The sequence below is a fragment of the Candidatus Dependentiae bacterium genome (assembly GCA_026389065.1).
Taxonomy (GTDB): domain Bacteria; phylum Babelota; class Babeliae; order Babelales; family Chromulinivoraceae; genus JACPFN01.
In genome coordinates this window covers 1-10,870 of sequence record JAPLIP010000045.1, presented here as the reverse complement: position 1 = coordinate 10,870, position 10,870 = coordinate 1, and the positions used below count along the sequence as shown (strand labels likewise).

Here is a 10,870-nt window from a genome sequence, read left to right as displayed (position 1 = left end):
TGCTGGTGCAGATTTAAATATTAGAAATGCGCAAGGCGAAACTCCTTTGATGATAGCGGCAAAAGCACAAAATCTTGAGATGGTAAAAGCATTGTTGGCAGCTAAAGATAAAAATGGTTATCCAGCAAATGTTTATGCAAAAAATACATATGGCGGAACAGCTTTACACGATGCGGCAGCATATGGTACTCCTGAAATCGTAAAAGAACTTCTTGCAAGTGGTTCATTTATTAATGCTCAAGATAAAAAACATGGAATTACTCCGTTGCAGGCGTTCTATAATAATAGTCATAACAACAATATAGCTAGCGCTGAAGCCTTAATAGATTCTGGAGCAAGCGAACATATTAAAAATTATAAAGGTGATGAGGCTGGGTATTATATTTCAGAAAATGGAGAGAGGCTGCGTACATTCAATAAATTTTCTAACCAAAACAAATCATTTGGCATAGACCCTAAAACAAAAAGCACACCTTTGATGCGTGCGATTCAAAGTGGCGATGAACCTTTGGTAAGAGCATTAATTGCTCAAGGTGCAGATGTCAACGCAAAAGACATAAATGGAAATACTGCTTTGCATCATCTTAATAGCATGGAAATTCATACAACAAACGGAAGAAGCGGGCTGTCTCAAGAAACAAGAAACCGATTGATTGATGCTGGTGCAAATAAAAACGCTAAAAATAAGAAAGGCCTAAGGGCTAAAGATGTCGAACCTGAAAATAGTATGATCCAAGCGGTTTAGGTGCACAAACTAAATTTGTAAATAAACAAAAAGCACTCCAATTTTAGGGGTGCTTTTTGTTTGTAAAATATCAAAGTTTGCCCAGCTCTGTTTTTATTGAAATTTTTCGATTCTGTGGTAGTTTTGAGATAGTTAAAAAAGGTTTATTTTTTTCACACACACAAGGTAGGATTTATCATGAGCATGTACTCAAAACTTAATAGAACTATTTCATCAAATTACTCATCATTTTGCGCACAGTTTTCATCAAAATATGCAAAAGAAGCATTCATTGGCTTTATTGTTTTGGTGGTACTTGTGGGTGGTTATTTTTTTAATGCTCGATACGTTCAAGCAAGAGAAGAGCGCGCATTTGTAGCACTCTCAGAAGTTATAGAACTTTTCACACAGGCTCAACAAGAAACGCAAAGTTTAGATAAAACAAAAGATCATGACAAAATTCAACTTGCATGGTCAGATGCGCAGCATCTTTTAGACGCACTGCACAAAGAAAATATGAGCTCAATTCTAGCTCCTTACTTTTTAGTTTTCAAATCTCAAATCATGATCGAAAAAGATAATAACCTTGATGGTGCAATTGGTCTTTTAGACGAAGCAATCGCTCAAATGCCAAAAAATTCAGAAATGCGCAGCCTGTTTCAATTGAAACGAATTAAAATGGGATTTGACAGCACAAATCCAGATGTTGTAAAAAATTCTTTGGCAGATTTAATCACGATGACACAAGATCTAAAAAATCCTTCATTTCAAGAAGCTCTCTATCTGCTTGGTGTTTATTACGTGCATGCTGGTGACATTGAAAAATCACAGCAAGCTTTCAAAAAATTAGTAGACAATGCTGATAAAGAAGCAATCATTGTTTCTCCTTGGGTAAAACAAGCTCAAGATAAGTTGATAAGCGCGAGCCCAGAAGTCGCTGACTCAGCAGTCGCAGACTTACAGTCTTAGAGTAAAAAATATGAAATCAACAAACAGCAGACCTGTTCGAGTACGTTTTGCACCATCGCCAACAGGGAATTTACACATAGGTTCACTTAGAACCGCACTTTTCAATTGGCTTTTTGCGCGGCATTACAACGGAACATTTTTAATACGCATTGAAGATACTGATGTGGTCAGATCGACTCAAGAGTTTGAAAATTCACTCATGCAAAGCCTTGCATGGACAGGAATAGTTGCAGACGAGCCTATGATTCATCAAAAATCTAGAATGAAAATCTATCAAGATTTTGCTCAAAAATTATTAGACGAAAATAAAGCATATAAATGTTTTTGCTCAGAGTCTGATTTGCAAAAAAAACGTGAATCAACAGTTGAGCGCTTAGAAACATATCAATACGATAAAACCTGTAGAAATATTTCAAATCAAGATAGCAGCAAGCCGTACGTGGTTCGTTTTAAAGTAGAAATAGTTTCTGAGCTTTTTACGTTTGCAGATGATATCAAAGGTCAAGTTTCAATACCATCAGATCAAATTGATGATTTTGTTCTTCTTCGCACCGATGGTACCGTGACATACAATTTTGCCAACGTTGTTGATGATAATGAAATGCAAATTTCTCAAGTCATTCGTGGCGAAGAGCATTTATTCAACACACCAAAACAAATTTTGTTGTATCAAGCATTTGGGTTTGAAATTCCAGATTTTGCACATATCCCACTTATTTTAGGGCCGTCAGGTCAAAAATTAAGTAAGCGTGATGGCGCAACATCGGTGGTTGAATATAAAAAAGATGGATATTTGCCGCAGGCTCTTTGTAATTATTTGGTTCGTTTGGGATGGTCACACGGTGATCAAGAAATTTTTACAGTCAGTGAAATGATTGAGCATTTTTCTTTAAAACATATTAATCATAGCGGTGCTAAATTTGATTTTGAAAAGTTAAAATGGGTTAATAGTTTTTATATTAAATCTTTAACGCCAGCACAAATTGAAGAACTTTTCATAAAAGATTTAGAAAAGAATTTAGCTAAGTTGACGCCTGATTGGACAGAATATCAGCGTCATGGCTGGATAACTTTGTATCAAGACAGATCAAGCACTTTAAAAGATTTATACGATCAAGTTCTTAAATCATATTTCCTTCCAGAAAGCTATGATAGGCAAAGTTTAGATAAATTGATTGAAAAAGACGCAATCATTATTTTAGAATTGCTCAAAGAAGAATTAGACACCCTCAAAGATTTTCAAAAGCATGAACTTTCAGATAAGATAAAAGCTTTTTGTAAGCAAAATAGTTATAAAATGTCTGAAGTGTCGCAGCTTTTAAGATACGCTTTGATAGGGTCTATTTCTGGACCATCAGTTTTCGATATGATTGTTTTGCTAGGGCCAGATGATGTTAAAAAAAGAATGTCGGTGGTGATAGCAGGGATGTAATAAATATAAGGGGGAGTGTATGTCAAAACGCATTGGGGTTGTGTTTCCTGGATATGGTCAGCAATTTATCGGCATGGGTAAAGATCTGTACGATGAGTTGCGAACGGTCCAAGAATTTTTTGAACAAGCTGCAGGGACTGCAGAAATTAATTTTGTAAAACTTTTATTTGCATCATCGGATGAAGAAATATTGTCAATACGCTCAGGCTACTTGGCAATTTTTCTTTTTGAGGCATCTTTGTACGAAGTTTTGCATCAACGAGGTCTCAAGCCAGATTTCGTAGCAGGGTATGGAATTGGTGAGTACGCAGCGGCCTATGCTTCTCGGTCCTTAAATTTTGTAGATGCTTTGTATCTTTTAAACAAATATTCACAGTTTTATGACGAATTTATAAAAGATAAAGATTATACCGTTTTAAGAGTCGTTCGAGAGTTTGATATTCAATCTATTGAAGAATTATGCAAGAAAAAATCAACAGAAGAAAATCCAGTTTCTGTTTCAGCGCAAAATACAAACAATGCTTTTTATATCTCAGGAGCTCTCAAAGCTATTGAAAAAATTCAAAAACATTGTGTCGAAGAAGTTATTAGAAAAGTCAAAAATGTTGGTCCGGGCTATGAACTTCATAGCGATTTAGTAAATGAAGTAGTCGAAAGGCTTAGACCGTATTATCATAAAATTCAATTTAGACCGTTAGAAGTTCCTGTCATTACAAACGTTGAAGGTGTCTATGTAACGAGCCCTGATGCCTTGGAATCTGCAATCATGAGAAAAATTAATAACCGTGTTCAGTGGCTTGAAGTAATGAAAGGCTTTGAAGGCTGTGATGTTATTTTAAGTGTTGGTCCTGGTGATCAGTTGATTGAATGGTTTAAAGAAGTGTACCCAGACAAGGAGTATCACATTGTTTCATCCTTAAAAGACATTGTTATGATCGAGTCACTCTTTTTCTCACCATTGCCAGATATTTTAAAAATTGATGACTTGCAAGAAGCAGATACTAAAGCAGACTATTCTGAGCTTGAGCACCATGATCAAGATATTGATAAAGATCATAATCATGAAATTAAAAATGATCTGCTCGATGCTGATTTGATTAATGAGTTACCATCCGATTTTGATGATGAAGACGAAGATTAGTGAAATAAAAATACCGGCAGTAGAGTTTTTCTACTGCCGGTATTTTTAGTTAATTTTACAGAATTCAAACTCTTGTCTTAAAAAAGGAGTGTGCATTTTTATATTTTGATAAATTTGAAGAGCTAAAGCTTCTTTGTATGTGTGACTTGTCATATTTCTATCTGTGAGCATATTGAGCCAATGCTTTTCATTCGAGATTAATTGTTTAGCATATGAATATTGTAAAACTTGTTTTGGTCCAAAGCTTTCGGTATTGAATTCATCAGAAAGTTTTTTCTTCAGCGCTTTCCAGAATAGCTCTATGGTAAATTCAAAGCATTGTATGGTTGCTTCTATTTCAACTTTATGTTTTGAAATCGGTAGGTTTACGACCTCTTCTAGGCGTAACAAAGCCTTTTCAAGTTGTTGAAATATTAATTCAGTTTCTTTTTTCATAGCGCAACTCCATCTTTTAATATTCTTGCTTTTAATTCTTGGTCAATTTTATCAAAGTTTACACAATCAATTAATAAAAGCGTATCAGCATCATCTATGATGTCTAAAACTTCTCGCCATTGATCGTCAGTTGCTTTTGGGCATACGATTGCAAGATCTATATTTGATCTAGATTGATTGGTTCCTCGAGCTCGAGAACCAAATAGTAGTACTTTTTCTACAAATGGTAAGCTTTTTAATTTTGAAATAAATTCATAATTATCTAGATTGATTGTTTTTTGCATTTTAAAATCCTTTGGTACAGCAAGTTTGCTTACTAATCTTATAAATTAAGTTTTATAATTATGCAAAAAATATACATGAATAGTAAAAATACCGGCAGTAGAGTTTTTCTACTGCCGGTATTTTGTAAATCGTTAAATTCACTTAAATTATTTTAAAATGAGATTCCGCCTTGTGCACCAATGCTCCAGAATGTAGCAGCAGAGTTTTTCAAGTTTGAAAATTCAGCTGCGCCAGAAAGGCCAAGGAATGGACGGTAATCTGAGTCGGTCCAAGTATACTGACCTTGTATAAATGGTTTGCTTGTGTACGCAGCGTGCGCAGATTGATTATTTATATCAAGGGCGGTATAAATATCATCATTGATACGATTTGTTGCAACTCGTGCATCAACAATCGTTGAAGTTGCGACGGTTGTGTAGGCTTGAGAATTTCCGATTTGTGCTTTTGGTTCACACAAGAAATTATTTGCTCCGCCTGTTGTGTATGGTGTTTGACGACCAAGAACAGCATAGTCATTTAAATTAGTTGCGCCTGGTGCGGTGTCGATGTACAAGTTTTCACAAGTTCTTCCCCATCCTTCATAACCAATCATTAAACTCCAGTTTTTCCAATGAAAATCAGCAGCTAATGCAAAGTTACCTTCAACTGCAAATGTTGATTCAACGGTTAAAGTGGTAATGTTTATAGCGTTTTCAATGAGATTTTGAAATGTACCGCCTGTGTATTTTCCAATAAGTAAATATTTAGAACCAGGGCCATTTTCTTTTAAATCAAAAGATCTTTGGTGGCATGATCTAAATAAGTGCATTGCAGTACCTTCAAGCCACAAGTCTGCATATTTATCATCGTTATCATCTGAATGCCAAAATCTCCAATGTCCGAGTAATTCTCCACCAACTCCGCAGTGACCATTTCGACCAAAGATCGGTTCAAGAACTTCGATAGCGCGAGCAGTGTTTCCAGTTGGAGCACTTATGCAAAGTGCGATACCAAGATTTTTTGTTTCATCTGCAATCACGTTGTAACCAAGTGAGAATTCTGGGTCACCAAAATGAGCAGATGATGTTTGGCAGTTGGTAATTCTACCACGAAGCATTTGAGTTAAAAATCCTGCAGATTTATCGCCTTGAAATGATTGTGCAATGTTTTCATAGGGAGCTGCGGTTGTCGCCGATTCAGCCAACGATCCTTCTGGGTAAACCACAGGAGCAACGTCACCAGAGAATGTTATATTTGGTTTAACTCTGGTTACACCCACTGGTCCGTGTACTTTAAACCAAAAGCTACGCTCTGTTCTATGAGCACCAAAATACAGCATGAAATCTGCACCGGCTTGAGATATAACTGGATTTAAAGTTACAGTTCCAACTGTTGCGACAGGACCAAGGCCCATTTGATATCCGTCAAGGTCAAATCCGCCTGTGTTGTTTCCAAGAGTCATTGTGTTGCTAAATGTTGCATTGCCTTCTGTTGAAGATGTCTTGTTTGTTCCAGACCAGAAAGGCATTGAGCCAATGCTTGTGCAGCATTTTTTAACACCACATTTTTTGCTGCCAAGTGTCTGCATATATTCTACGCCGACACCAAACATTCCAAACCAGCCCTCTTCGTCTTGCATAGGAGACCAAGCATTTTTAATTAATTCGAGTTGGCGTGAACCACTTACTGATAGTGCGTGTAGTTGTAAAAGATTTTGGCTATTTGTGCATCCAGTTGGGCATGTCGTACATGAGCTGTCTGCTAGAGATGCAATTGATGTGCATAGAAATGCGGCTACAGAAAGAAACCGCTTTAAGTTGTTCTTCATAGGACTCCTTTAATGACTTTTTAAACAAAGAATTCGGTTTTAGTATAGTACTTGAAAATCTTTTTTGTAAAGTTATTTTGTCGATCTAGCAAGGTGATTGATACTGTTTGATCCTGTTAAAAGCTAAGGGATAAGCTATTTTTCTTTGAGATTTCTTTTATGGCTTTTAATCACTTCGTATACGTAATTTATAAAAGTTGTTATTATTTTTTAATAAATTAAGTTTTTGCATAGAAATACAAAAATGGTGAAGATATGTTTTTAAGTGTGTGGATATTTATACAAATAGTTGTTGAAAGTTTGCCAATTAGTAGCTCGGGGCACGTCATGCTAGCAAGTATGATTCTTACAAGATTTGGATTTGATATCTCGCAAAATGATTACATGAAAGATGTGGATTTTTTTCTTCATGGACCAACGGTTGCAATTCTTTTATTTTATTTTTTTAAATCTTGGTGGCAAATGGTTTTTCAGGATAAATCAGTTGTTTTTACAAAACCATCATCCTATCTTTTCAAAAAAAATTGGTGGCTTTCGCTTGTTTCTTCCGCTTTATTTATTGGCATAGTAGATTTGATAACGGCTATTTTTTGGTGGTTTGATTTTTCAAATTGTTCTGTAGTTCAACAATGTTTTTTGCCTATCGGATTTTCAATTACCGCATTTATTTTGTATGCGACCAAGTATGCTCATGGTGAAAAAAATACTGATTGGTCTTTTCGTGATGCGGTAATTTTAGGTGTAGTGCAAGGACTGAGTTTACTTCCTGGAATTTCTAGATTTGCGTCAACATATGGAGCTTGTAGGTTGCTTTGCCGGTACAATGCGTTTACCGCCTTTTCTGTATCGTTTTTGATTCAATTTCCTTTAATTTGTGCAGGTTTTTTAAAGGGCTTTTTAATGATTCAAAAAAGAGCAGATCTCATGATAAAATTATTTGCATTCCAAAGTCTGTTTGTTATGTTTATAGCGAGTTTAGTGAGTTATGGATTATTGTGTTTGGTCGGTAAATTAATAGAAAAAAATAAAATTTATTATTTTTCCCGATACATGATCATTCCAATTTGTGTAAGTTTGCTTTTATGTAAAGGTATTTAATGGAAAAAAAACTGGTCGCTTATTTAAAGCATTATTTTTTTCAGTATGCTCCATTTTGTCTTATGGCGTTGTTTACAGGAATGACATTTGTATCTTTGATGTCGTTTCGGCCTGATGATGTATCTTTTTTCTACCATGCTACCGGCGGCTCATGTCAAAATAGCTTGGGTTATTTTGGGGCAACTCTAGCATCATTTTATGTTTATTTTTTAGGAACAACGGCATACCTTGTTCCCTTTTTAATGCTGTACGGTCTTTTTTTTATTGCAGGAATAAAAAGTGTTGGGGAGCAGGCGGATAGAATTGTTGGTGTAGTCTCTTTTGTGTTGCTTTCAAGTGGTGTCTGTCGTTTTTATGGAATTGGCTTTCATGAATTCAGTGGGCCAGGCGGTCTTTTAGGAACGATTACCATGTCGCTTCTTTCTTCATTTGATGTAAAAATAAAAGGCGTAATTTTATGGACTCTTGTTTTTGCTTCAACTATTTTAATCTCTCGTTTTGCAATGCTGCAACTGGTTCACCAAATGTTTGTAGCGGTAACAAAGTTTGCTCATTATCTTGTGCAAATTGATAATGCTCCTGCTCGATTTGTTCGCTTTGTGGCGTCAGCAATTTCGTATGTTTGTTTTGGATTTGTTTATATTTGTAAATGGGTTTATGGCTTGCTCAGTGGGCTTAAGGTTAAAAGCTTAGATGAATCGATTATGGATTTTGAGCAGGATCTTGAGCATTCAAGCAAGCAGTCAGTTAATAAAAGCATGGATGAGCTACTTCAAGAATTATTTGGCAAAGAGTCTGAAATTAAAGAGTTGATTTTGGAAAATCAAGAATCTTTTGTTCCCGCTGAATCATCACTTGAGCAGTTGCAAGAAGAGGATCTTTTACCATCAAAGGATCTTAGCAAAATGTTTGGGATGTCTACTCACAAAAAAGAATCGGTTGATAGTGAAAAGTCTCGAGCTAAAAAATATCAATTGCCAGACATTGAAAAAATGCTGGTTCAAGGAAACACTATTCAACATCATGAAATTGATCGAGCAGCACTCGCAGAACAATCAGCTATCCTAGAAGAAAAATTGGCACTTTTTGGAGTGCGTGGAAAAGTGGTTCGAATTCATCCTGGTCCTGTGATCACATTGTTTGAATACAAGCCAGATAGTCACATTAAATTAAGTAAAATTTTAGGCCTTGAAGATGATCTTGCCATGGCACTGCAAGCATTAAATATTCGTATTCTTGCACCAATTCCAGGAAAAGATGTAGTCGGGTTTGAGGTTGCAAATAAAGTTAGAAATTCAGTTTTGCTTTCAAATCTTTTTCATGGTGCTGCCTGGACTAAATTTAAAGGCCATTTGCCCATGATTTTAGGTGAAGACACCTACGGAAATCATATCGTGGTTGATCTTGCGAGTATGCCCCATCTTTTAATTGCGGGTTCTACAGGTTCTGGTAAATCGGTTGCGTTAAACTGTATGCTTGTGTCTCTTTTGTGCGCAAAAAAACCTGATGAATTAAAACTCATTATCATTGATCCAAAACAAATAGAATTTACAGCGTACGAACGAATTGCTCATCTTATTTTCCCAGTTATCACTGATTCAAAAAAAGCAGTGCCAATTTTAAAATGGGTTGTAATGACCATGGAAGAGCGCTATCGAAACATGGCAGAGCTTGGAGTAAAAAATATTTTTGAATATCAAAAATTACGAGAGCAGCGGTCAGAATTAGAAATTATGCAGTTCATTGTGGTCATTATCGATGAGCTTGCAGATTTGATGATGACGACTGGTAAAGATGCAGAAGATTTGATTGCACGAATTGCGCAAATGTCTCGCGCTGCAGGAATTCATATGATTGTTGCGACACAAAGACCTTCTGTGGATGTCATTACGGGCCTGATTAAAGTGAACTTGCCAAATCGAATATCGTTTAAAGTAACTTCAAAAGTAGATTCCCGCACCATTTTAGATGAGATGGGTGCAGAAAGGCTTTTGGGAAAAGGGGATATGCTTTTTATAGATGCTAAAGATCCTCAAATCAGACGAGTTCATGGAGCATACGTTTCAGAAAAAGAAGTTCATTATTTGGTTAAACATATTGAAGCTCAGCAGCCACCGTCATTTTTAGATGTGGTCGATATGCTTTCTACCGAAACTGACTCTGAAGTATTTGAATCAGATCAAGATTTGTATCAACAGGTGGTTGATATGCTTAAAGATTGTGATGAAGTTTCTATTTCTATGATACAGCGTCGCTTTAGAATTGGGTATAACAGGTCAGCTCGAATTGTTGAAATCCTTGAAGCTCGAGGTCTGGTGATGTCGAGCGATGGTGGCAAAATGAGACGAGTCGTCAAAGATTAAATCAGATTCTTGACAAACTAACTTTCAAAATCTTACTCTTTTTAAAAAAGGAGATTTTTATGTCGATGGTTAAAAAAATATTATTGTTTCAAGCTTCTATAATTTTTAGTGCAAGCTCTGTGCATGCAATGTCTCAAAGCAAACCAAGATTAGGCTTAGGGGTTACCAAACTTAAAGGAACTCATACTATTCTTTCGGAGTATGCAGGTTGCTCGCCATTTTACGGCTTAGTCTTTGCAGAAAAAAACGTCCTACGTAATTTGTATGAATTCAGTTCTTTTTATAATAAAAGTTTGGGTGAAGCTGTTTTAAAAGATGCTTCACCAGATCTGGATATCATAAAAAAAGAGGTGGGTGATTACCTGAATCAAGATAGAAGCACGGGCACTCAAAACCTTGTTCGTCAAATGTTTAACATGCCACCAGGTGGTACATTTAATCCAACCAACGCTCCAAATAATCCAGTTGCACAGCTTAAGCCAAAGGATATTGGAAAAATACTTAGAATCATGAATGATTTTTCTAGCGATGCTGTAAAAATGGAGCTTGGGCTGAAAAATTATATGCAAAGCTTAGGATTAAAAGATCCTCAAGGTAAGCCCTTTGTTGGAAAAGA

The 10,870-nt window shown here is 36.0% G+C and carries 10 protein-coding genes; 7 read left to right on the top strand and 3 right to left on the bottom strand.

Annotated features, from left to right (window positions below):
- The 4 genes from NTU89_03075 to NTU89_03060 form a co-directional block, all read left to right on the top strand.
- Window positions 1–745, top strand: a 745-nt coding sequence (locus NTU89_03075) for an ankyrin repeat domain-containing protein (protein ID MCX5923528.1), incomplete at its 5' end; no start/stop codon positions are given.
- A 177-nt stretch (window positions 746–922) separates the two neighbouring features.
- Window positions 923–1,693 carry a hypothetical protein gene (locus NTU89_03070; GenBank protein ID MCX5923527.1) on the top strand — a complete coding sequence of 257 codons (771 nt, stop codon included), beginning with the start codon at window positions 923–925 and terminating at the stop codon, window positions 1,691–1,693.
- Window positions 1,694–1,703: 10 nt separating this feature from the next.
- Window positions 1,704–3,125: a glutamate--tRNA ligase gene (gene gltX / locus NTU89_03065; GenBank protein ID MCX5923526.1), complete on the top strand. Its 1,422-nt coding sequence runs from the start codon at window positions 1,704–1,706 to the stop codon at window positions 3,123–3,125.
- Window positions 3,126–3,144: 19 nt separating this feature from the next.
- The gene (locus tag NTU89_03060; GenBank protein ID MCX5923525.1) at window positions 3,145–4,266 is read left to right on the top strand and encodes an ACP S-malonyltransferase; all 1,122 of its coding nucleotides are present in this window, start codon (window positions 3,145–3,147) and stop codon (window positions 4,264–4,266) included.
- A 45-nt stretch (window positions 4,267–4,311) separates the two neighbouring features.
- Here NTU89_03060 and NTU89_03055 read toward each other — a convergent pair whose 3' ends face one another.
- The 3 genes from NTU89_03055 to NTU89_03045 form a co-directional block, all read right to left on the bottom strand.
- Window positions 4,312–4,701, bottom strand: coding sequence for an HI0074 family nucleotidyltransferase substrate-binding subunit (locus NTU89_03055; GenBank protein ID MCX5923524.1), 390 nt, complete (start codon window positions 4,699–4,701; stop codon window positions 4,312–4,314).
- Window positions 4,698–4,985, bottom strand: coding sequence for a nucleotidyltransferase domain-containing protein (locus NTU89_03050; GenBank protein MCX5923523.1), 288 nt, complete (start codon window positions 4,983–4,985; stop codon window positions 4,698–4,700). The genes NTU89_03055 and NTU89_03050 overlap by 4 nt, the downstream gene beginning before the upstream one ends.
- 152 nt (window positions 4,986–5,137) lie before the next feature.
- Window positions 5,138–6,793: a hypothetical protein gene (locus tag NTU89_03045; GenBank protein MCX5923522.1), complete on the bottom strand. Its 1,656-nt coding sequence runs from the start codon at window positions 6,791–6,793 to the stop codon at window positions 5,138–5,140.
- A gap of 255 nt (window positions 6,794–7,048) precedes the next feature.
- Between NTU89_03045 and NTU89_03040 the strand changes: the two genes are divergently transcribed.
- The 3 genes from NTU89_03040 to NTU89_03030 all read left to right on the top strand — a co-directional run.
- Entirely contained in the window at window positions 7,049–7,891 is an 843-nt protein-coding gene (locus tag NTU89_03040) for an undecaprenyl-diphosphate phosphatase (GenBank protein ID MCX5923521.1), read from the top strand.
- Window positions 7,891–10,254 (top strand): DNA translocase FtsK 4TM domain-containing protein, encoded by a 2,364-nt coding sequence (locus tag NTU89_03035; GenBank protein MCX5923520.1) that lies wholly within the window; start codon window positions 7,891–7,893, stop codon window positions 10,252–10,254. The genes NTU89_03040 and NTU89_03035 overlap by 1 nt, the downstream gene beginning before the upstream one ends.
- Before the next feature lie 59 nt (window positions 10,255–10,313).
- Window positions 10,314–10,870: hypothetical protein (locus NTU89_03030; protein MCX5923519.1), on the top strand; the 557-nt coding region annotated here is incomplete at its 3' end.